Here is a 22165-nt window from a genome sequence, read left to right on the forward strand (position 1 = left end):
GAAAGAATGGTGATTTCGCCTTCGGCTGGACCAAAGGGCCCACGGCCCTCTGGACTCCCTTTTAGGGGGAGTTGGGTTAGGCAAGCAGTACCCAACCCTCTTAACAAAAAGTTTTGGGATTCTTAAACCCTTTTCTCAAAAGGGTTTAAGCCGCCGGAGGCATACCTAATCAAATGCTAATGATTGTAATATCGAGTTTGATACGAGCATTCCGTTTTTTGTTAGTCTTATGAATCCTGCGCTTATTCGTACTAGGCCATTTTGGTGTAGTGCGGTTATTACTGACTTTTTGTCTTTCATCAGATCTTTTCCTGTCAGTTCTGTGTATTCTGCCAGCTTTAATCCGCGTGATGTGCGTAGACTTAGCATTACTAATTCTTGCGCTTTTATTTCGTCTGTTATTTCTTCAAAATCCTCACCAAGGAATTCTCCGCGCACGGCGGCATCATACTCATCCATGTAGAATGGATTAGTAAATCTGCGATTACCTACTGTGGACACTGCGGATGGCCCCATCCCGAGATAATCCAGCCTGTCCCAGTAACCTTGATTATGGCGTGAGGTGAATCCTATACGCGCGAAACTTGAAATTTCATATTGAATATAGCCCATTGATTCTAGGAACTCTGCGCCGTAGATGAACATCTTGGCTTGCTCGCTATCCGGCGGCAATTCGGGTTCAACTTCGGCTCGGTTTTGCCCAAATACGGTGTCGGGTTCAATGGATAGCCCGTACGATGAAATATGCTCTGGTTTTAGCTTAACAACAGCCTTAAGCTCATTGTTCCAGTCTTTCATCTTCTGACGAGGTAAACCCCACATAAGGTCGATACTGATATTAGCGAATCCTGCTTTGCGCGCCATGTAGTATGTTTCAGCGGCCTGCCTTGCTGAATGGGGCCTGCCGAGAGCCATCAAATTGCGATCATCTAAGCTTTGAAATCCGATGCTCAACCTATTAATACCCATGGAGATAAGACTGTCAAAATAGGACTTATCATTGGCGGAATCTGGGTTGGCTTCTATGGTTATTTCCATACCCTTGATGAATGTGAAATGCTTACGAAGCGCATCCATTATCAATTCAAGCTGAAAAGGTGGTATTAGGCTTGGAGTCCCGCCCCCGAAATAGACTGTACCGATCTTGGGCTTTTTAAATCTGCGACCCCATAATTCAATCTCAGCGAGAAGCGTCTTGAGATACCATGCAAAGGTGACCTGATTAAAAACCTGTGAATGAAAAGCGCAGTAATGGCATTTGCGGACGCAAAAAGGCACATGGATATAAAGGAGCAGATTCCTTGCTTCTTTTCCATCCCCTTGCAATAGCGGTGCATTAAAAAATGCGTGAGTTAGAGCCATTTAATACTACCTTATGCGGCTTTTTATTTGCTGATCCAAAGAGCAGCGCCTTCCAGCTTCCGTAAAAGTTTTACACTGATGGAATTAGGTAGCAATTTTTCTTTTGCAGTTTTGCTATGATATTCACGGCCAATGGCGACTGCGGCATAATGCCCTCTTGCGCACTCTTCCTGAATAGCTTTATCTACATTAACGTTCTCAATAATTCGCTCCGTAATGCGCGAAGCTTCAAGACCGTTTGCAACCAAAATTTCATGCGCTGCGACGAACATTTTTTTAGAATCTTCCGCGTTGGATTCTTTTGCATTGTGCACATGCAATAAAGTTACATTATGACTGGGATTTCCGTTAAGAATGAACCCTACATGGTCAGCAATTCTCTTCGTAGGCTCTCCGTCACCAAGGCACAACAGGACATCCTTTTTAGGTATTTCCTGCGGACACTTACAAAACCACAGCGGGAAAGTAATATCTTCCCATATAACTCTGTGGCTAACGCTGTAATCAAAAAGTTCTTCAAATAAGAACGCGGTCTGACGCCCAAGAACAACAGCATCGTACATGCCTTTGTGTCCTTCCTGCACTATTTCTCTAGCGATACCGCCACGTGAGATGACGCTTTTTATCTTAATTTTACTCTCGGTGCAGACGCTATTATCTACAAACCATTTTTTAGTTTTTTCGAGCAACGTCTTGCCCTTTTGAGTAGGGTTATGGGAACCCCATTTTCCACCCTGAGGAGCAACATGAAAAAGAGTCACGTGCACATCGCATGGAGAATCAAAAAAATCTCTTATGAACCTTACAGAATAAGCTGCAGTGCCGTCATCGGACACACAAACCAATAAATGTTTTTCCATATGAACTTTCTCCGTTGCTTAACGTTTACTTATAAGATGATAGAGCTTCATATTTAAAATGCCACAACTCATCACAAATAGCGAGAGAGGACACAATATCAGGACGAAAAATTATAATTCCTTGGCGAACCGTTCATTTTCACTGAATAGGCACCCGCAATATTGCTGGCGATAAATCCCCATATCTTTTGAACGCTCAATTCCTTCCTTCCAACCTTCTCGGAAATCGTAATATAAAAATTCGCATTTACCGGAAGCGGCTAAATCTTTTCCGAGATCGGCAATGGACTTGTGCTTTTGAAATTTGCTGTAAAGGAGAGTTGTTGTGAAGAAGTCGAAATTGCCCCTTTTTGCGAGCGATAGCGTGCGCTCCAATCTATCAGCATAGCAGTGAAAACAGCGGTTATCTTCGCGGAAGGCAACGTCGCGGAACCATTTTTTCGAGTCATATTCCGTGGTACTTCCGATAACCTTAACGTCCATAGTCTTGGCTACTTCTAAAAAGGATTCGCGGCGACGGACATATTCCTGCAGGGGATGTATATTGGGGTTGTAGAAAAAAGCAGTCACTTCAAAACCCTGTTCCCGTAAAATATCAATCGTTGTGATTGAGCAGGGGCCGCAGCAAGCATGAAGTAAAATTCTTTTGGAAGCCATTAGTATAACTCCACGTTTTTAATTAGTAAAAAAAAAGCAGTGCTTCTGCTGTTAAGCAAAAACACTGCCTTATACATTTAGATCATTTACTACTCAGCCCACTGAATCTCGATATTAATTTTTGTATCAAACGCTTTTTCGTAATTAACAATCGCGGGCCGCTTGTGGTTCAAAAGATAGAGAGCGAGCTCTTCTTCCGCTTCATAGTTCAGCGGGGAAGTACAGCCGGGTCTTCTAAGCATTCTGTAAATATCTTTAAGAGCCTGCATGGACTGCCATTCCATATTACGTCTCATCCCTGTGCCCGAACAGCATGGACATGACTCAGTACTAACCGCAATGGCAGAAGATCCGAGACGCTGACGAACAAGTTCCATCAACCCAAAACGAGAAATGCGACCAACATCCGTCCGCGCACGATCGGATTTGAGTGCGGCGCGCATGGTTTTTTCAACCTCACGGCAATGTTTCGGATCTTTCATTTCAATAAAGTCGATAACGACCTGACCACCAAGGTCACGAAGTTTAAGCTGACAAGCAATCATTTCAGCACTTTCTTTATTGGTCTTGAGCGCCATCTCTTTAAAGTTACGCTCTCCGCCGATTTTTCCGGAGTTAATATCAATAGCGGTAAGGGCTTCAGTCTGGTCAAAAACGAGTCTGCCGCCGGAAGGAAGATTTACTTCGCGTCCGTAGATCTGCTCGACCTGTTTAACTAGATTGAAACGCTCCCAAAGAGATTTATCTGTCTCAGAGTGAAGCTTGACCAAATTATTGCGTCTTGGAAAAGATAGCGCGGCAAGTTTTTTAACTTGCTCCGCAGTTTCTTTATCGTCCACCCAGATTTCAGTAACATCAGAGGAGAGATAATCACGTACGGAACGTGCTGCAAGACCCATTTCTTCATATACAGGAGCAGGCGGTTGAATATCCTGTCCTTTTGTTCTGATATCGTTCCAGAGTCTGGTGAGAAATTTGAAGTCTCTAGTTAGAGCGGACTTGCTCTGGCCCATACTTGCAGTACGGACAATAACCCCAACCCCATCACCGGGATTAACTGAATCGATGATTTCTTTAAGCCTTGCGCGCTCTTTTTCATCTTCGATTTTGCGGGATATGCCGATCTGTTCGCGCCCAGGAGTCAACACAAAATAGCGCCCCGGAATGGACAGGTACGAGGACAAAAAAGCACCTTTCTTGCCAGTAGGTTCCTTAACAACCTGAACAAAAATCTCTTGTCCTGGCTTTAAAACCTTCTGCAATAGCGGGTATCTATGCCCTTTCTTGAGCTTATATGTTCCCTGATAATATTCGGGATGAACTTCATCAACCTGCAAAAAGCCGTTACGTTCGGCTCCGTAGTTAATGAAAGCCGCCTGCAAAGCGGCATCGATGTTGTGGATATATCCTTTGTAGATATTTCCTTTGGTCTTGGCCTGATGGAGCATTTCTACGTAATACTCAATGACCTGACCTTCCTGAGTTAGCGCTACTTCCACCTGTTCTTCAGGTAGCACGCTAATAAACATTTTTTCTCTTCTTTTTTTAAGTGTCATTTCTAATTCCGGGAAAAGTTTAAAAAATTCCACAGATTCAGATGCTTAGTTCATGGATTAACCGTCCGGGCCAAACTTGTAATAGATTTCATCACCAGTCTGCCTTTTGATCAATCGGCCGCTTTTTTCCAGTTCTTCAATAGCCTGAACAACTCCACTAAAGGAGATCTCAAGAGCTTTTGAAAGCTGTTGCGCTGTTTGCGGTCTACGCATGAGAGAAGCCTGAATCCGGTCAAATGCTGCGGAGTCTTCGCCCTGCACTGGGGCGGATGTATCCGAGCTGTTCCTTTCCTTTGCGCCATTGTCGGGACCGCATTCCCTGTCTATGCAGGGCGCGGCATCAAGAGCCTTTTTCCAAACATCCAATGTCCCGGAATCAACAGGGGCAGAGGTATCAAGAGTACCGGGGCGCGAAAGTGTGACCACATCAATGCGGTCCGGGGATAGTTCTGAGCAAAAGTCTTTCATTTTAGAAAGATTTTCGCCCGAATCATTGTATCCCTTTGAAAGGAGCACTTCCAGAAAAATCTTACCTTTGAACTCCTTGCGGAATTCGATCAGAGCCTTGGCTACGTCTTCAGGGTCAATTCCCTTACACGGCCTATTTATGGCTCGAAACTCCGAAGCTACAAGAGAATCCATGGACGGAAGCACTATATCTGCTTCCAATAGTTCCCTGCGAACTTCGGGGTCCGTCATCGGGCTGGCATTTGTTAAAACAGCCACGGGCAACGACGGGAAAAGTTTTTTCACTCCGCGAATAATCTCAGGCAAATCCGAATTTAAAGTCGGTTCCCCAAGACCACCGAGAGTAATCACATCGGGCACTATATGCCCTTCTTGTTTCCACTGGCCAAGTTCTTCAAGAAGAACCTCAGCAGGAACATATGGGCGGCGCTCGGTCACCAGAGAATCTGTAGCTCCTACCTCACAATAGACACAGTCCATTGAACAAATTCTCTTTCCCAGCAGATCAAGACCGAGTGAACGACCTATTCTGCCAGAAAAAACCGGCCCGAAGATATACTTATAACCCATATTCCATCCGTCAAGAAGCAAAAAAAACAATTTGATGGAAATTATTTTCCAGCATCGGCAATCAAAACGTTAAATCAAACTCAAAAAGTTGTATTTACTAAGCGATCGCCAAACCTTAAATAAAAAAATAATTACACCCAAAAAAACAAAATTTTCATTGAATATGTTCCGACTAGTCTTATTCCATTAAAAACTCAAGATTTTATATACGACGCAACAATTTGCGAATTGAGACTTTCCTCAACTATTACGGCTTAAAAATAGATTTGAGCGAAGACATTAAAAATATAATAAAATTATTTGGAAACAGAAACACAGACAATTTAGGTGCCACGTCTTGCTTCGTAATCAATTATTGGAGAAAGTCGGGGATTGACTTACGTGCGTTTCAACCGTAATCCGGCGGAATATTAATTCAGGAGGAAGTCAATGCTTAATGCTGGACAAGTGGTACTGCTCATAAATCCCAAGGGCAAGCGTTATTTACGCGTGGTTAAGGACGGGGATGATATTCATACCCACGATGGCAAGATCCTTATGGAAGATGTCATTGCTGCCGGTTATGGAAGAACTGTTAACACCCACTTGGGACGCAAGTATCAGATTCTAAAGCCCACAGTGCATGACTTGATTAAAGGCGTAAAACGCCAGACTCAAATTATGTATCCGAAAGAAATCGGGTATCTTCTGCTTAAGCTGGGCATCGGCCCGGGTTGCAGAGTTGTTGAATCCGGCTCAGGTTCTGGTGGACTGACGACTGCACTAGCCTACTATGTAGGTGATACAGGAAAAGTTTATACCCACGAACGCCGTCCTGAATTTTTCAAACTCGTACAGAAAAATCTAGAATGGTCAGGACTCTCTCATCGTGTAGAGCAGTTCAACCTTGATATTGAAGAAGGGTTTCAGGCAACTGACTGTGATGCTCTCTTCCTTGATGTCCGCACACCTTGGGACTATCTGCATCACATTCCTAAAGCAGTTATCCCCGGTTCAATGATCGGATTCCTGCTGCCTACTACCAATCAGGTTAGCGAACTTCTGACAGCCCTTGACGCTGGCCCGTTTGAAGATCAGGAAGTGGTAGAGATTCTTCTACGTCGCTACAAACCTGTAGCAGAAAGACTTCGCCCTGAAGACCGCATGGTCGCTCACACTGGATTCCTTGTGTTTGCTCGCTGTATTGATAAAACATTGCAGGACACACCAATTAATCCAATGCCCAAAAAAGAAGTTGAAGCTCCTGTAGCGGATAACGCAGAAACAGAAGCTAAAACCGAAGAAGCTACAGAAGAAGTCAAGACTGAGGAAACTCCAGTCGTTGAAGCTCCAGTGGTCGAAACTCTTACAGCCGAAGCAACTGAAGAAACTACTCCAGAAGCTGACACTGACGAGACCGCAAAATAAGTTACTGACCAAGCTTAAACAGCTATCAGTTGATACAGAAGTTGATAAGGGCTTGGAGTATAATACTCCAAGCCCTTTTTTATTGCGCACCGGACCAACGAGCATAACCTCTATTTGCTTTATAAGAACCATTCAGTTACATGTGATTACAAATATATATTTACATCACAAATCGAAAAATTATTTTCCCCAATAATATTAAAATAAGAATAAAATAGCCGATGTAACTCTACATAGATAAGCATTGAATTTTATCAGGAGTTACAAATGGTCACTTGTCTCAATAGAAAATGCTTTTTTGTTTTTATACTTTTTTTGATCCTTAATCTATTTTTCGCTCTTAATTGCCATGCTCAGGAGCAGGTTCCAAACCAGCTCATTGTCAAATTTACCAAAGGCGTAAGTGAAGCCGATGCCCGCATAATAGCCGCCAATCATTATATGTCGGTAGCCGCTGTTCTCGATTCCGCGACCCGCACATCAGGCATGTGCATACTTCTTCTAAAGTCACACCTCACCACTCGCGAAATGATTCAGGAAATTCATGGGTTGCCTGAGGTTGAATCTTTTTCTCCCAATTACATCCGCAAGAAAAAAAAAGTCCCAAATGACCCTAGATTTGATGATCAGTGGAACTTAAAAAACAATGTCACACCTAATGCGGACATTGACGCCGAAGCAGCATGGGACATCACTACCGGCAGTGATCAGGTTGTCATTGCGATAGTTGATTCGGGTGTTGCTTCTGACCATGAAGATATGGCCGATAACATGTGGGTTAATCCTTTCGATCCGGTCAATGGCATTGATGATGACGGAAACGGAGTAATCGACGACACACATGGGATCAGTATCAACGAAAGTATTATTACAAACGATACCACCCCTACTGACAACCATGGTACATTTATTGCCGGCATTGTGGCTGCAACGGGAGATAACAGCATAGGTATCAGCGGAATTAGTTGGACCAGTAAAATTATGGCTCTCAAGTTAGCTAACAACTACGATTCTGAAATGATTCTGGCTTTTAATTATATTATCGACAAGAAGAAAAATGGGGTGAATATCCCAGCCTTAAACATGTCAATCGGCGGCCCCGGTGACAATCCCATTGTGAGAGATAAGATTCAAGAGCTTGGAAATAATGGAGTTATTTTTGTCACCTCTGCAGGAAACGACGGTAACAACAACGACAGCTCTCCTCAGAAGGACTTTCCGGCTAGCCTCGATTTGCCGTGCATAATCAGCGTCGGAGCGACTGACAACACGGACACTTGGGCTACTTTTTCAAATTGGGGAATACACTCTGTCGATTTATCCGCGCCAGGAGAGGATGTCCTCTCAATAAATTACGCGGGTGGCTATACAACAGGAAGCGGCACTTCCTTTTCAGCTCCACATGTTGCCGGAGTGACTGCACTTCTAGCTTCTGCCTACCCGGATGACGACATCTATACCCGTATAAATAAAATTCTTTCCGGAGTGGACAAGCTCAGTACCATGACCAACCTTGCCCTTACCGGAGGCAAGTTAAACAGTGCAAACTCCCTTGATCCAAACATATCCCTTAATCCTTTTATCTCAAGTTCAGATTCAAGAGTTGATAAAGGACCAGGTAAATCTTTTACTTTAAGCGGGCAGAAATTCGGAACCACAGCCGGAACAATATTATTTTTAGATGATAGCAATAATGTTCCTGCAAGCATCAGCTCATGGTCCGACTCTCAAATAAAGGGAGTTGTGCCGGAGAATGCCGGACGATTTGTTCAGGTCAAACGTGACGATACTGCCACATCCAATGCATTAGAATTTTCAGGATGGTCCAGCAAAGCAGCCTCTTCCGACATTCATTCCGGAGGATTTGGTGCCGTACGTAATGGTAAAATTTATGTTTTCGGCGGCGGGCAGAATTTCGGAACAACGAATTGTGAAGTATATGATCCAGCAGCTGATGCATGGTCAACTTTCGCCACCATGCCTGCCCCGCGTGCGCAGGGTGCTTCGGCTTACTATAATGACGAACTCTATATCTTCGGTGGTAATAACACAGCAACGGAAGCAGTTTACACCGATGTAATAAAGTATTCATTTTCAAGCGGAACATGGTCCACCCTGCCGGGGACAGTACCATTTCCTATTGAAGCAAGGGCTGCTGTTTTGAGCAATAAAATATACCTCATCGGAGGTAAGAGCGTTGGGCAGGATGTTACAAACAATATTTATGAGTATAATCCTGACTCAGGCTCCTTTGAGGTTGCCTGCACTCTGTATGAAGGACGATATCAGCATTCTGCCATTTCAGCAGCTAATTCGGTGTACATTTCCGGTGGGGTTCAGGATGCCACGAGCAACGGAGACAGGAGTGCAATGATGGAAATTTTTAATGGAACGGCAACGGCAACTGAGCCACTATTATCAGACTATTTTTCGCATGCTGATGCTGTAACTGATTGTAAAAATATTTATATTTGCGATGGCTTGAACGGTCCAGAGGGCACCTTAGTTCCTTTTTTACATACTTATGATTTACCTTCAGAGTCATGGAGCAGCGGAGAAAATACCATCCGTACACCAAATGTAGGTAAGGCTCGTTCAGTACTTGCTTATATTGAAGGAAGAGGGATTTATTCCATAAACGGCATTAAAAACGATGGAGACTCCAAGGTTGTGGACTTTCTCAGCATTCCTTCTGTTATGAAATGCCCCGCTTCCCAGCCTGATTCATCGGTGACCGTCGCTATCACCACATCCTCAGCAACATACGAATCCGCCGGAGAACTCAAGACAACATTCAATCTTCCTTCGGCTGGAGACCGCCTGACTGACGTACGGGCATTTACCGCTACCGTCAGTAAAGCAGAAGCCATGGTCCATCTTAATTATAATTTTACTGCTCCGACAAATACGAAAACACCTGCAGACATGACCCTCTACAAGCTCAAGTCAGCTGACAATAGCTACCTTGCCTATTCCTACGCAGCCGCAAAAAATGAGTGGTCCGACGGGTCATGGTGGCTGGAGGACTCGAATGGAAATTTTGTTGAAAGCACCCTAACTTTGAGTGCAGAGAACATTTATTCAGTTCACTTTTGCCTGAAAGACAATGGACCTTATGATTTAAACAGTGCGGCCGGAGTGGTAGAAGATCCGTTGGTTCTTTTCTCGGGAACTTCGGCATCATCAGGCTCATCAAGTTCATCCGGATCGTCCGGATCATCCGGGTGTGTTCTTTCACCAAACTCCGGATTGGGACTTGATTTCACATTAGGCCTGATCGGACTATGCGGACTTATACTACTCGGAAGACTGCGCAGACGTTAACAACTTAATTTAAAAACATCATCTAATCGAACTTTGTTTAAACAGCTTTCAGTTGATATAGAAGTTGAAAAGGGCTTGGAGTATATTACTCCAAGCCCTTTTTTAATACAAATTATTTTCTTTAAACCCCAAGCTGCGTAGCTAGTTAGTGTTTGCTAACTAGAAAGGCAGTGTCCCGGAGGACATGAGCCAGAATGCAGGAATCCACAATCCAAAAGGTATCCAAAGAATAAGAGACCACGCCACGACCTTTCCGCTAAGCTTCCCGTAGAAGCAGAGAAAAACTTCGAAGGTCAAAACGGTGTAACCTAGACAGGCCATCGCGAAATAGTTGGAAACTCCCACAAGCTGAGAGCCATCTTCCTTAAGCGGTCCACCGTAGTAGAACAAGAGGGCGTAGATCAACGAGATGAGGCAAACAGTCAGACTAACATTAGCTACAGAGCGAAGGTCTTCTAGGCCAGCAAGCAGTGCGTAGGCAACACAACAGTAAAGTATGCCGTGAGCAAACAATAGCCCAGCGGTGAATGCGTCATTAAAAAGTGCCGCCTGAATCATGGCGCCGATGATTACCAGTAATCCAACTAGTCCAGCAGCAAACCCAGTACCTTTAGCCTCACCGTGGCCCAAATTAAGTAGGGCAACAGGCAGCCACATAATGGCTATCAAGATTAGTAAAGCAGTTGTCACATCAGTCTCCTCTCGTTAAAAAATTCACGAAAACACGCCTCAGCCTAATACCTGCCCCTCCCTGAGTTATTGCAAAAAAACCCGACTAACGCCTTGCTCTTTCACAACAAAAGAACGGCTCAGCCGGGTTTTTATTAGCAACATACAAGCCATGCACCGAACCGCCTGTATTGATGAGCTTTATTAAAAAATGAGGGATAAAATGATGGGTCACAATCAGCATTGCAATAAAAAATAACTACATTATTGTTATAAAATGTCCCATTATAACAGTGCGTAATCACATATTGAGTCATTTTCGCATTGCACGGGTCAAAATGTCTCACTTTTTTGTACAAATAAATCAAAGACCGCGTGAGTAATTACACACAGAATATTCGATTCATATCTCCCTTTAAATAAGAAAATATCTAACATATTCTCATCGTTTAATTTATTAGGAGCAATCGGCTTTGGAATCTTAATATAAAACTGCCAAAAAAATATGACTACTTATATTTATGAACGTGGAATATCTTTTACAAAAAAGAGCCAGCCTCAAAAGAGACTGGCTCACAAACATGAATCTAGTTATCTTTTAATGTAAATAAAACCAAAGGGTCACTCGGAGAAACAACTTCATAATGAATCACTCCTAAACCAGAAGCGATCTTATACACAGTCTCAAAAGCCTTATCGCCCACTCCGCTTAACGCTTCCGCATATATGACCTTGCGCATTTCACCATGAACCAACTCTTCTTTTTCGTCGATAATTCGGCACCTTATTTCAAAATATTTACCGGATAAATCATCCCCACGGTGCGTCCATTTTCTATTTATCAAATCAACCACTATTTCAGCTTCATCACATCTGGTAATAATAATTTTGCCGTCCACAGCCTGAAGCGTGTAATTATCAACGAGGTCTTCTTCGCCCCTCATGATGCGCGCGATTTTTTCAGAAAGATTATTTTTTATAATATCCTCTTGCGTAACTTCGCACTTCGGAGTTCTCATTCTATCTTCAACTGAGTAAATTCCAGACTCGGAGACAGCCAAGGTCATTCGCTGAATATCCATTCCATCACCACCATCTAGGATTATTGTTTCACCAAGTGGTGGCCCCAAAAAAATGGACGCATCATCTACACTAGCTTGAATATTTTGGCTGATGACAAGAGTGATAAGGCAAACGATCACAAGGCTTGCGCACAGGTGACCAAGCAGCTCAGTCGGCGACAAACTCCTGCCATAATTGAGAATATTGTATTTTGAAGTGATCATTATATTACTGAGTCTCTTTTTCAAATCTGGCTATGTTTAAATCATTTTGTTTGATGACGGCTATTATGAACATTTTTATTATAAATAAAAATACACCAAAATGTACGATGGATAAGAATCTGCCACCAATAGCAAGCTTCAGTCGGTAACTAAGGTCATTAAGGGCTTCTAAATCTACACCTATATGTTCGATAATAAAAAAGAATTTTGAGCTTTCTATAAACACATAAAAGGGGGCACAAATCAGCAGAGTAAACAAAAAAAGACATCCAAACTGCGTTTGTTTATAATCCGAGTGCAAATACTTTTTCAGAGCAAAGATTGCAGCCAACGACAAACAAAATACAAACAGCGTACATCTTCCCAAGTACAATAAATCGACATCCGATCTTCTCAAATAATGAGCCATTGTCCCAATGATAAAACACATTAAAAACGCTAAAAACCCAAATGCAAACCAATTAGCGACTTTTTTATCAAACATGAGAGTGTAATAATTACTATTTATTGCAACATCCTTTCTATAGACATGTATCGTTGTATATATGAAAGGAGCCATCGTAAAACAAGACAACACAATGTATAAGTCTAATATCCAGACAAGTTCATAAGGAAGAATCATAAGAAAATAGGACAGATAGCTGCATGTTAAATATAATTTAACTATCTGCCATTTAGTAAACAAATTTTCGCAGAATGTATCTCGCACTACTTCCTTGCAATATGGAATAAACGAATCTTTTAGCGACATGAACCAAGCTCCATTGGAAAACATTGAGAGCACAATTCTAACATCATCTGCGCATTAAGCGTCTTTAGGACAATAGCCTAGATGAGCCTTTGAAATAACTATTTATATTGGAAGACTGCGAGTGCTACATTTTTCATAGAGAGAGCCAGCCTCAAAAGAGGCTGGCTCTCAAATGCAAACCTAGTTACCTTTTAATGTGTATAAAACAGAAGTTGATCCATAAAATGTTAGCGTCATATGAATAATGCCCAACCCAGATGCAACTCGGTAATTAGTATAAACGGGCCCATCATCCATCTTGCCGTGAGCCTCTACATATATAATTTTGCGCTTTTTGCCTCTGATAAACTCTTCTTGCTCATCTACAATATGACTCTCCATTTTAATATCCCCTTCGGAGGAACTCACGAATTGAAACCCCTCCCTGCTTTCTAAGTCGATCATTGTAGGGACTTTTCCGTATCTGGTGAGAATGATTTTGCTCCCCTGAGCCTGTAACGTATAGTTATCTACAAGATCCTCTTCACCTCGCGCAATGCGTACGACCTTTTCAGAAAGATTATTTTTTATAATATCCTCTTGCGTAACTTCGACTGCAGGAGTTCTCCTTCTTTCCTCAATAGAGTAAACACCCGACTCGGAGATAGCTATGGTCGTCCGTTTCATCAACATTCCATCGCCACCATCTAGAATAATTATTTCACCTACTGGTGGACCAAGAAAGATGGACGCATCAATAGTAGTTCCTGCATTTACAATTGGGCATAAAATAATAGTAGCAAGAAATAAAAAAATGCTAGTCGGTAGGAAACCAAATGGTCTCACCCGTGCCAGGATGGTACGTCCACGCCATGTCACCCGTTTGAATATTTCGTCCTGTATGAACGTTATGTGCAGCAGTTGTAACCGTATCCGTTTTAATAACTCTACGGGACTCAATTTCTCTAAACAAAAGTTTTTCAGAATCATCACATTCTTTAACCTTTTTTTTCTCTCTCTGTTCTTCAGCTATATACTTCCTACGCCAACTCACTGTTCCGCGAGTTGAGAATAAAACAACGGAGGTTGCCTCGTAACTAAGTGTTTTAATTTCTTTAACAAACTCCCACCTTGTAACACTTTCCCATATTTCACATTTAACCTGACGACATTTACAATTTGGGTGAGGGCGTGTCATTGTTGGCGATTTTGAAGTTTCACCATTTTTATTTGTGCAAGCCTTACAGGCACCTTCATTTGCTTGCCATATATAAAATGTTTCAAGGACATTCTTTTCTGTAAACAGATCATCAAGAATATTACCCAACCAAGAAAACTTAACAGCATTATTCCCAACATTAGAACCGCCCCCATATACGCCCCCTGATTCACCATGTAAATCAGTCCCAGCCTCCGCTTTGGGCTGTATAAAACCAGACTGCTTCCCTTCCACCAAAAGCTCCTTCCCATAACGAGTCTTCGCCAAAGCACGAGCAAGAGGCAAATCAGGATTTTCTGCTAAAAACTCAGCCCGAGCCATGCGCTCAATACGGTTATACGTATCCTTCTGATTCTCCCATTCGCGATTCTTCATATCCCAACGATCTTTAACGTCAGGTCTCATCATTGAAGGATACATACGATCCGACGGTGTAAACTCCGAAGAATCAGGCTTAACCATTTGCAACTTCGCACCTGTCGAACGGGAAACCACTTCCCACATATTATCGAGCTGCATTTCAGGAGGCTCGCTCTCGCCATACATTCTAACTGAAGGGTTTAAATCAGCTCGACTCTTCCTCTGCAAAACATAATCACTATGCGTATTCATAAAAAAATCCCGTTATTAGAGGTTAACAAAAGAATTCTCCCAAACCATTGATTTGAGAGAATTCGCTATGTCCACTAAGAACGGGATAATAAAAAAACACGACAAAACCTGCCAGATCATGTCGGGGAATAAACTTTAATTCAACAACATATCCATCATCTGCTCATCCTGAGACTGCTTAGGCTTAGCAGCAGGTCTTGGAGCCGGAGCTGGTGCAGACTGGGTCTGCTGCGGAGGCTTGTTACTTTGTACACTAGCCGGCTGCGACTGAGTCTGAGCCGCGCCCGCACTTTTGCCTGAGAAATAAAAATCGCCAACCAGTGATGAAGATTCCCACGGAGTCTGTTTACGACTTGTATCTTTTATGACGCCGATACGGACCGTTTTAAAAAACTTCTCGATAGTCAGATTCTTTTTGCCCATATTTTTCACCATGTGCGAAACATAGGGGCTATTGGAACCTTTCCCGTCAAGGGCCACGGTTCCCGGTGCGGTAGCAAAAGCTATGAATGATCCAGTTGGAGCGTCCATTTGAGCCAGCCCATTTTGACCAGACCTGAAACTACGCTTGAACGGATTGTTTCGGCAGGCATCCAGAATCACGATATTCATCCTGTTGCCCGCATCTTCCATTTTAGCGAGCACCCTTCCGGCATCGATAGCTTCGTACTGAACATCCGCCTCACCCTGCACTTTCATGCCGATTGGGACTAGATAATTGCGCCCCTTAACCTGCAATCCGTGGCCTGAAAAATAAAATAGGCCTACATCTTTTTTGGCGAGCTTGCGTCCGAATTCATCTATAGCTTTACCAATTTGAGAGCGATCAGCATTTTTCAATATCATCACTTCAAATCCTGCACTTTTAAGAGCACTGGACATGGCATTGATATCATTAACGGGATTTCTGAGCGGGCCGTTCTTATAAGCTGCATTCCCCACAAGAAGAGCCAGCCTTGACTGAGCGTGTGAAACTTGAGCAGAACTGAACAACAAACAGCAACCAGTTAGAAACACGAAAAAATAAAAATTGGCCTTGGATAACAATATTTTTTTCATACATCTCCCCCTCATAGAGCTAAAAAGACAAACACCAGCACACCCCTTCAGCGTACTGAATATACACAGACCATTACATCACTACCTGTTGAATCGACATCATAAACGCTCCGCCAAATAGCAGAGAAACTACAAATATCCATGCCGGTTGTAAAAAGAAGCATAAAATACCGACCAGTTTTACCCAGCCATGCACCCCGCCGGTATCCTCTAAAATCATACGAGTATTCTGCCCCGGATATGTAGACATTACCCCAGAAATCTTGGCAGTGCTATCCCTGTAATATAAAAAGTAGCCACTAAGGCCATATCCGAACTGAGCAATCAAATTACCAAAGGGCAAAAAACCCACTAAAAATGTGATCGCTGCCCAAAAATACATCTTGCGGTACAAAAACCACCAGAACCCAAATAAAAATGCGGGCCAATGCCAAGTGACTGTAAAGCCATCCCGTAAGGATTGAAATTTGGCAAAATTAAATAAATATTTCCCGACGTTCGGACCAATGAATTCAGCGTAATCATCCGTGCTTATCATGTTCACAATATATTCTCCAAAATTTCGAATTTGTGTTTTTTGTTGATTTAATAAACTAACACTATCCTGTTAATGCCGCACCCAAAAATATTTGGCAACTCTACCTATATAAAAAAATCGCACGAAGCCCGCTTTTTTTGACATTTCTCCCATATTGGACTAACGAAATTTGGTTCCACGGCCCGAACCGGGACCGGGCCTATTTTGATAGTATTTTCCCGGAAATCCGCAAAGAGAAGAGTTATGGCAAAAATACAAAAAATTAAGGGTGTTGCAGACCTTTTTCCTGCAGACAGTGCAAAATATGCTTTCATGGAAAAAACAGCTAGAGACGTTTTTTCCAGTTATGGTTTTGGTGAACTGAGAACTCCTATTCTCGAAAAAACAGAGCTTTTCTGCCGCTCCATCGGTGAAGAAACCGATGTTGTGCAAAAAGAAATGTACACTTTCCCTGATCGCAAGGACCGCTCACTCACTATGCGCCCAGAAGCAACCGCTGGAGTTGTTCGCGCATATGTTGAGAATAAAATTTATCAGCCGGGTAAAGTAAGTAAATTTTTTACCGTCGGCCCCATGTTCCGCTATGAGCGTCCTCAAGCTGGACGCATGCGCCAGTTTCACCAGATAAACGCTGAAGTTTTCGGTGCAAGCGAACCGCAGGCAGATGCAGAAGTTCTGCTCATGCTTTCAAATTTTCTCAGCGGAATAGGCCTTAGCAAACTTTCCTTCGAATTGAATTCGCTTGGTTGTCCTGAATGCCGTCCTGTTTTCAGAAAGGCTCTCGACGATTATTTCAGCGGAGTTGATCAGGAAAAACTTTGTGACGACTGCACACGCCGCGTAAATACAAATCCGCTCCGCGTGCTAGATTGTAAAAGCAAAGGTTGTAAAGAGCTGACCAAAGACGCTCCTTCAATACCAGAACACCTGTGCGGAGAGTGTCGCGAACACTTTGACGCAGTGGTTAAGCTTATTGATGAAGCTGGACTTGAATACACCCTGAATCCTCGCCTCGTTCGCGGACTCGACTATTACCAGAGAACAACTTTCGAAGTTACCTCCGGCGATATCGGTTCCCAGACTGCGGTTGCAGGTGGCGGACGCTATGACGGACTGGTTCACACCCTAGGCGGAGCAAAAGTTCCGGGCATTGGTTTTGCCTGCGGAATGGAACGCTTAGGAATGCTTTTAGATGGTGACTACGAAGAGAAGCTCGATTTCTACATCGCTCTGGTTGACCAGAGAGCTGCCGGAGACGCTCTGATTTTTGCGGAAAAACTTCGCAAGTCAGGACTCAAAGGTGAAGTAGGATTCGTTGCGAAAAGTATGAAAAGTCAATTACGTCAGGCCAACAAGCTTGAAGTAAAGAAATGTTTTATATTCGGAACTGACGAAGTTGAAAACGGAACGGTCACTATTAAAGATATGACCGAAGGCGGCGGACAGGAATCCCTGCCGCGTGATGAATATTTCAAATAAAATCCCGGGAGAGATTCACATGTCTGAACAGAATGAAGAACGCAGTTACGATGAATACAGAGTAATTGAAGACCTAGGCGACTGGACAAGAACGCATAACTGTAACGAAGTTACTGCCAAAAATATTGACGAAGAAGTTCTACTTATGGGTTGGGTCCAGTTTCGCCGTGACCACGGTGGACTAATCTTTATTGATCTTCGTGACCGTGAAGGCCTTACTCAGGTTGTATTCAGCCCAGAGCACAAAACTGACGCACACGAACGTGCTCACGCAATCCGCTCTGAATATGTTGTTGCTATTAAAGGTACTGTCAGAGCTCGTCCCGACGGCATGATTAACAAAGGACTCACCACTGGTGAAATTGAAATCATCGTTGACGAGTGGAAGCTTCTAAATACTTCCGACACACCTCCTTTCGCTATCGAAGACCGCACAGATGCTTCCGAGCAGCTACGTTTGAAATACCGTTTTCTCGACCTTCGCCGCCCTTCACTTGCTAGAAACTTTATTCTTCGCAACAAGGCCGCGCAGTCAGTACGCCGTTTCCTAGACGGACTTGGATTCCTTGAAGTTGAGACTCCTGTTCTCACCAAAAGTACTCCTGAAGGCGCACGTGACTTCTTGGTCCCAAGCCGTATGAACAACGGTGATTTTTACGCTCTTCCGCAGTCTCCACAGCTCTTTAAACAGATGCTCATGGTTTCCGGCCTAGACCGTTACTTCCAGATTGTTAAATGTTTCAGAGACGAAGACCTTCGTGCCGATCGTCAGCCTGAGTTCACTCAGATTGATATCGAAATGAGCTTCACCAATGAAGAAATCATCATGGACATGGCTGAAAATATGGTCCGCACTGTTTTCACCGAAACCATTGAGAAAGAGCTTCCAGCTGCATTCCCACGCATGACCTATGCTGACGCAATGCGCGATTACGGTGTAGACAAACCTGATGTTCGTTTTGAACTGAAACACCTCGAAGCTACTCAGATTTTTAAAGGATCTGACTTCAAAGTCTTTGCTAAATCCGAACTGATCAAAGTTCTGCGTGTTCCAAACGGAGCGAAGCTCAGCCGTAAAGAGATCGACGAATACACCAAGTTTGTTGAAATCTACGGTTCCAAAGGACTTGCATGGATCAAAGTTAAAGAAGATGGCGAATGGCAGTCTCCGATTGTTAAATTTTTCAACAAAGAAGAAATTGCAAAGCTTTCTGAACTTACCAATGCAGAAGCCGGAGATATTCTTTTCTTCCAGGCAGGATCAGCTGATATCGTAAATGCTGCTCTTGGTGCACTTAGAATTAAGCTCGGTGAAAGATTTGAACTCATTGATGAGAGCGCATACGCTCCACTTTGGATTACCGACTTCCCGCTTCTTGAGTACAACCCAGAAGAAAAACGCTACGTTGCAAGACATCATCCTTTCACCTCTCCGCAGGTGGGACAGTTGGACGAACTTGCTGACAAACCGGGTGAAGCTCTTGCCCGTGCATATGACCTCGTAATCAACGGTTACGAAATCGGTGGCGGTTCCATTCGTATTCACACTCCTGAAATGCAGCAGACAATGTTCTCTGCTTTAGGAATTGGCGAAGAAGAAGCCCGCTCCAAATTCGGTTTCCTCATGGACGCTCTCAAATTCGGTGCGCCACCACACGGCGGTATTGCTTTTGGTCTGGACAGACTTATTATGATACTATGCGGAGCAAAATCCATCAGAGACGTTATTGCCTTTCCTAAAACACAGAAGGCGACATGTATGATGACCGAAGCACCTTCAGCGGTTGCAAGCTCTCAGCTTCGCGATCTTGGTGTTAAACTTCGTGAGAAAAAAGAAGCATAAATAGCTTCTTTACAACCCAAAGCATAAAAAGATAACGTTTTGGCCTGCATGTGCAGGTCAAAACGTTATTACCACTTTTAATAAGTGTAAGTATATAATAATTATGAAGATTCCAAGCCTATTGGAATTGGAAACTTCAAGGAAAATCTCAAGTATCATGAAGCTCGATATTCTAAAATATCCAGATCCTACCCTTGCAGAACCATGCATGGCCGTAGAAAAGATCACTCCTGAACTGAAAACTCTCATCGATAACATGGTTGAAACCATGTACGACGATGACGGAGTGGGCCTTGCGGCTCCACAGATCGGCGAAAAAATACGCTTGATTGTTATCGATCCTTCCGGTCCTAAAAATAGAACCGAACTGCAAGTAATCATCAACCCCATCATCACTGATAGTGAAGGTAAAGTTGATTCTGAAGAAAGCTGTCTTTCATGTCCGACTTTCAGTTGCGTTATTAAGCGCAGTGAAAAAGTTACGGTCACTGGAATGGACGAAAACGGCGACGATATCAAAATCGAAGCTGATGAATTTCTAGCCATTGTGCTCCAGCACGAGATAGATCACCTTGACGGCAAACTCATCGTAGATAGAGTCGGCCGCCTTAAACGTTCAATGTACGACAAGAAGATCAAAAAATGGCTGAAACAGCAGGACTAAAACATAGAGTAGTTTTCATGGGTACGCCCGACTTTGCATCCACTATTCTTGAATATTTACAGGAATGGAAAGATGGCGAAATCGTTGGTGTATATACACAGCCTGACCGTCCTAGCGGACGTGGACATAAGCTTAAACCTTCTGCCGTAAAAGAAGTTGCTCTGAAATATGGGATTCCCGTCTTTCAGCCTATCAACTTCAAAGATCAGGCGGACGTTGAAGAGCTTCGCGCCCTTAAGCCGGACTATTTGATCGTCGCTGCATACGGCCTTATTCTGCCGCAAGCAGTGCTCGATATTCCATCCGTGATGCCCATAAATGTGCATGGCTCTCTACTTCCTAGATATAGGGGGGCAGCGCCGATTCACCGCTCTGTTCAAAATGGGGATGTCACAACTGGTATCACCATTATGAAGATGGAAGCGGGACTTGATACTGGTCCTATTCTACTTCAACAGGCTCTTAGGATTGCATGGAACGACACTACAGGTATTATTCATGATGATCTAGCTGGCATGGGTGGACCACTGACAGTTGAAACCATCATGCGCTATAAAGATGGCAGACTTGCTGTCCTTCAGCAGGATGACGAGCTTGCCACCTACGCGGCGAAACTCACCAAAGAAGATGGACTTATAGACTGGAATATGGATGCGCAATCTGTACATAATCAGGTTCGCGCAATGCATCCTTGGCCGGGCGCATATTTCTTCTGGGAAGCGGAAAAAGGCAAAGACCCTATTCGCCTTGTCCTCACGCCTGGCATGATCAGTGATGATGTTAGCGGAGACAATGCTCCGGGAACTATCGTCGGTGAAACGGACGGGTATTTAGCCATAGCTTGTAAAGATAAAATTTACCTTGCTGAAAAGGTTAAGCCCGCGGGCAAAAAGGCTATGGACGGCAAGTCCTTCCTCTGCGGATATGGACCTAAAGCGTAGCTAAGATTTACCTAGCTTCAATTAACGGACGCTTTTTGCGTACACAGCTAATTAAACTGAATGAACAATCATTCGGTTCAGGTTTAATAAATTGAGCGTTGAAAAAGATTCTAAAAAACGTTTGTTCATCGGACTAATTACCGGCACCAGCGTACTGCTCTGCCTGTTTTTGGGCCTGCTCTGGTATGTGCCTTATGTGGGCTTATCCTCCTTCGGAGCTTGGGCTTCGTGGATTCTGGGCATATTCGTTACCTCGCTGATATTGCTTGTGGGCTGGGCATATGTTGCTCTTCTCGCCAATATAATGCTCGGTAAAACATTTCCTTTTTCAAAAAAAGCACGCGGCCTGACAATCAAATTATTCCTGCCGCTCATGACCATACTAGGTAGAGTTTTCGGACTCTCCAAGCGTAAAATCAGAGCTTCATTTATCAAGGTGAATAACGAACTTGTTCAGACCAAGGCCGCATCGTGCGACCCTGACAAAATTCTTATGCTCACCCCGCACTGCTTGCAAAACAGCCGTTGCGATATGCGTCTCACTTACGATGTGGACAACTGCAAACGTTGCGGACTTTGTACAGTCAAAGGCCTTCTTGAACTTCGTGATAAATACGGAGCACACTTTGCCATCGCAACAGGCGGAACCATTGCAAGACGCATAGTCGTTCAAAGAAGACCACAGCTCATCATCGCCATTGCTTGCGAAAGAGACCTTGCAAGTGGAATTCAGGACACCTATCCGCTTCCAGTTTTCGGTGTACTTAACGAGCGGCCCAACGGCCCTTGTCTGGATACTGAAGTATCTGTATCTGCGGTGGAAGATGCGTTGAGACATTTCATTAAACCAGAGAAGCTACCAGCTGATGCAGACAAGAATGTAGGCATCACCCCCCTTACTGGACTTTAAAAAACGGAATT

19 protein-coding genes are annotated in these 22165 nt (G+C 43.6%); 7 read left to right on the forward strand and 12 right to left on the reverse strand.

Annotated features, from left to right (window positions below; translation table 11 throughout):
- Window positions 1-165: 165 nt before the first annotated feature.
- From hemW to BR06_RS0106530, 5 genes are all read right to left on the reverse strand, one after another.
- Window positions 166-1362, reverse strand: coding sequence for a radical SAM family heme chaperone HemW (gene hemW / locus BR06_RS0106510; RefSeq protein ID WP_084154041.1), 1197 nt, complete (start codon window positions 1360-1362; stop codon window positions 166-168).
- A gap of 23 nt (window positions 1363-1385) precedes the next feature.
- A complete protein-coding gene (locus BR06_RS0106515) occupies window positions 1386-2222 on the reverse strand; it encodes a universal stress protein (RefSeq protein WP_031481480.1) in 837 nt (278 codons plus the stop codon).
- Window positions 2223-2333: 111 nt separating this feature from the next.
- Window positions 2334-2879, reverse strand: coding sequence for an epoxyqueuosine reductase QueH (locus BR06_RS0106520; RefSeq protein ID WP_031481482.1), 546 nt, complete (start codon window positions 2877-2879; stop codon window positions 2334-2336).
- Between the two features lie 89 nt (window positions 2880-2968).
- Complete coding sequence (locus BR06_RS0106525; protein ID WP_031481484.1) at window positions 2969-4435, reverse strand: Rne/Rng family ribonuclease; 1467 nt, start codon at window positions 4433-4435, stop codon at window positions 2969-2971.
- A gap of 57 nt (window positions 4436-4492) precedes the next feature.
- Complete coding sequence (locus tag BR06_RS0106530; RefSeq protein ID WP_031481486.1) at window positions 4493-5473, reverse strand: radical SAM protein; 981 nt, start codon at window positions 5471-5473, stop codon at window positions 4493-4495.
- 429 nt (window positions 5474-5902) lie between these two features.
- Here BR06_RS0106530 and BR06_RS0106535 point away from each other — a divergent pair, with 429 nt between their 5' ends.
- Complete coding sequence (locus BR06_RS0106535; RefSeq protein WP_084154042.1) at window positions 5903-6880, forward strand: tRNA (adenine-N1)-methyltransferase; 978 nt, start codon at window positions 5903-5905, stop codon at window positions 6878-6880.
- 267 nt (window positions 6881-7147) lie between these two features.
- On the forward strand, window positions 7148-10204 hold the full coding sequence (locus BR06_RS19645) for a S8 family serine peptidase (RefSeq protein WP_051676947.1): 3057 nt from the start codon (window positions 7148-7150) through the stop codon (window positions 10202-10204).
- Between the two features lie 159 nt (window positions 10205-10363).
- On the opposite strand, the gene BR06_RS0106545 is transcribed toward BR06_RS19645, so the two are convergent.
- The 7 genes from BR06_RS0106545 to BR06_RS0106575 form a co-directional block, all read right to left on the reverse strand.
- Window positions 10364-10894, reverse strand: coding sequence for an AmiS/UreI family transporter (locus tag BR06_RS0106545; RefSeq protein WP_031481492.1), 531 nt, complete (start codon window positions 10892-10894; stop codon window positions 10364-10366).
- A gap of 566 nt (window positions 10895-11460) precedes the next feature.
- Entirely contained in the window at window positions 11461-12159 is a 699-nt protein-coding gene (locus BR06_RS0106550) for a hypothetical protein (protein ID WP_031481494.1), read from the reverse strand.
- Between the two features lie 4 nt (window positions 12160-12163).
- Window positions 12164-12910 (reverse strand): hypothetical protein, encoded by a 747-nt coding sequence (locus tag BR06_RS0106555; protein WP_031481496.1) that lies wholly within the window; start codon window positions 12908-12910, stop codon window positions 12164-12166.
- Between the two features lie 180 nt (window positions 12911-13090).
- Window positions 13091-13735 carry a hypothetical protein gene (locus BR06_RS0106560; protein ID WP_169738226.1) on the reverse strand — a complete coding sequence of 215 codons (645 nt, stop codon included), beginning with the start codon at window positions 13733-13735 and terminating at the stop codon, window positions 13091-13093.
- Window positions 13707-14720 (reverse strand): hypothetical protein, encoded by a 1014-nt coding sequence (locus tag BR06_RS0106565; protein WP_031481500.1) that lies wholly within the window; start codon window positions 14718-14720, stop codon window positions 13707-13709. The genes BR06_RS0106560 and BR06_RS0106565 overlap by 29 nt, the downstream gene beginning before the upstream one ends.
- Window positions 14721-14855: 135 nt before the next feature.
- Window positions 14856-15779: a caspase family protein gene (locus tag BR06_RS0106570; RefSeq protein ID WP_031481502.1), complete on the reverse strand. Its 924-nt coding sequence runs from the start codon at window positions 15777-15779 to the stop codon at window positions 14856-14858.
- Window positions 15780-15852: 73 nt separating this feature from the next.
- Window positions 15853-16317, reverse strand: a complete 465-nt coding sequence (locus tag BR06_RS0106575) for a DUF2628 domain-containing protein (RefSeq protein ID WP_235727682.1) — start codon at window positions 16315-16317, stop codon at window positions 15853-15855.
- A 243-nt stretch (window positions 16318-16560) separates the two neighbouring features.
- Here BR06_RS0106575 and hisS point away from each other — a divergent pair, with 243 nt between their 5' ends.
- The 5 genes from hisS to BR06_RS0106600 all read left to right on the forward strand — a co-directional run bounded on the left by hisS (window position 16561) and on the right by BR06_RS0106600 (window position 22154).
- Window positions 16561-17796, forward strand: a complete 1236-nt coding sequence (gene hisS / locus BR06_RS0106580) for a histidine--tRNA ligase (RefSeq protein WP_031481506.1) — start codon at window positions 16561-16563, stop codon at window positions 17794-17796.
- A gap of 19 nt (window positions 17797-17815) precedes the next feature.
- Window positions 17816-19639, forward strand: a complete 1824-nt coding sequence (gene aspS, locus BR06_RS0106585) for an aspartate--tRNA ligase (RefSeq protein ID WP_031481508.1) — start codon at window positions 17816-17818, stop codon at window positions 19637-19639.
- Between the two features lie 157 nt (window positions 19640-19796).
- The gene (def, locus tag BR06_RS0106590; RefSeq protein ID WP_031481510.1) at window positions 19797-20303 is read left to right on the forward strand and encodes a peptide deformylase; all 507 of its coding nucleotides are present in this window, start codon (window positions 19797-19799) and stop codon (window positions 20301-20303) included.
- Window positions 20282-21244 (forward strand): methionyl-tRNA formyltransferase, encoded by a 963-nt coding sequence (gene fmt / locus BR06_RS0106595; RefSeq protein ID WP_031481512.1) that lies wholly within the window; start codon window positions 20282-20284, stop codon window positions 21242-21244. Before def ends, fmt begins: the two co-directional genes overlap by 22 nt.
- A gap of 91 nt (window positions 21245-21335) precedes the next feature.
- Window positions 21336-22154 carry a DUF116 domain-containing protein gene (locus tag BR06_RS0106600; protein ID WP_034602888.1) on the forward strand — a complete coding sequence of 273 codons (819 nt, stop codon included), beginning with the start codon at window positions 21336-21338 and terminating at the stop codon, window positions 22152-22154.
- Window positions 22155-22165: the final 11 nt, after the last annotated feature.

Origin of the sequence: Maridesulfovibrio frigidus DSM 17176 (assembly GCF_000711735.1) — a bacterium.
Lineage (GTDB): Bacteria > Desulfobacterota > Desulfovibrionia > Desulfovibrionales > Desulfovibrionaceae > Maridesulfovibrio > Maridesulfovibrio frigidus.

Excerpts from the sequence above, each read along its gene's own strand:
- hemW (WP_084154041.1), bottom strand. The coding sequence starts at position 1,362 with ATGGCTCTAACTCACGCATTTTTTAATGCACCGCTATTGCAAGGGGAT.
- BR06_RS0106515 (WP_031481480.1), bottom strand. The coding sequence starts at position 2,222 with ATGGAAAAACATTTATTGGTTTGTGTGTCCGATGACGGCACTGCAGCT.
- BR06_RS0106520 (WP_031481482.1), bottom strand. The coding sequence starts at position 2,879 with ATGGCTTCCAAAAGAATTTTACTTCATGCTTGCTGCGGCCCCTGCTCA.
- BR06_RS0106525 (WP_031481484.1), bottom strand. The coding sequence starts at position 4,435 with ATGACACTTAAAAAAAGAAGAGAAAAAATGTTTATTAGCGTGCTACCT.
- BR06_RS0106530 (WP_031481486.1), bottom strand. The coding sequence starts at position 5,473 with ATGGGTTATAAGTATATCTTCGGGCCGGTTTTTTCTGGCAGAATAGGT.
- BR06_RS0106535 (WP_084154042.1), top strand. The coding sequence starts at position 5,903 with ATGCTTAATGCTGGACAAGTGGTACTGCTCATAAATCCCAAGGGCAAG.
- BR06_RS19645 (WP_051676947.1), top strand. The coding sequence starts at position 7,148 with ATGGTCACTTGTCTCAATAGAAAATGCTTTTTTGTTTTTATACTTTTT.
- BR06_RS0106550 (WP_031481494.1), bottom strand. The coding sequence starts at position 12,159 with ATGATCACTTCAAAATACAATATTCTCAATTATGGCAGGAGTTTGTCG.
- BR06_RS0106555 (WP_031481496.1), bottom strand. The coding sequence starts at position 12,910 with ATGTCGCTAAAAGATTCGTTTATTCCATATTGCAAGGAAGTAGTGCGA.
- BR06_RS0106565 (WP_031481500.1), bottom strand. The coding sequence starts at position 14,720 with ATGAATACGCATAGTGATTATGTTTTGCAGAGGAAGAGTCGAGCTGAT.
- BR06_RS0106570 (WP_031481502.1), bottom strand. The coding sequence starts at position 15,779 with ATGAAAAAAATATTGTTATCCAAGGCCAATTTTTATTTTTTCGTGTTT.
- BR06_RS0106575 (WP_235727682.1), bottom strand. The coding sequence starts at position 16,317 with ATGATAAGCACGGATGATTACGCTGAATTCATTGGTCCGAACGTCGGG.
- hisS (WP_031481506.1), top strand. The coding sequence starts at position 16,561 with ATGGCAAAAATACAAAAAATTAAGGGTGTTGCAGACCTTTTTCCTGCA.
- aspS (WP_031481508.1), top strand. The coding sequence starts at position 17,816 with ATGTCTGAACAGAATGAAGAACGCAGTTACGATGAATACAGAGTAATT.
- def (WP_031481510.1), top strand. The coding sequence starts at position 19,797 with ATGAAGCTCGATATTCTAAAATATCCAGATCCTACCCTTGCAGAACCA.
- fmt (WP_031481512.1), top strand. The coding sequence starts at position 20,282 with ATGGCTGAAACAGCAGGACTAAAACATAGAGTAGTTTTCATGGGTACG.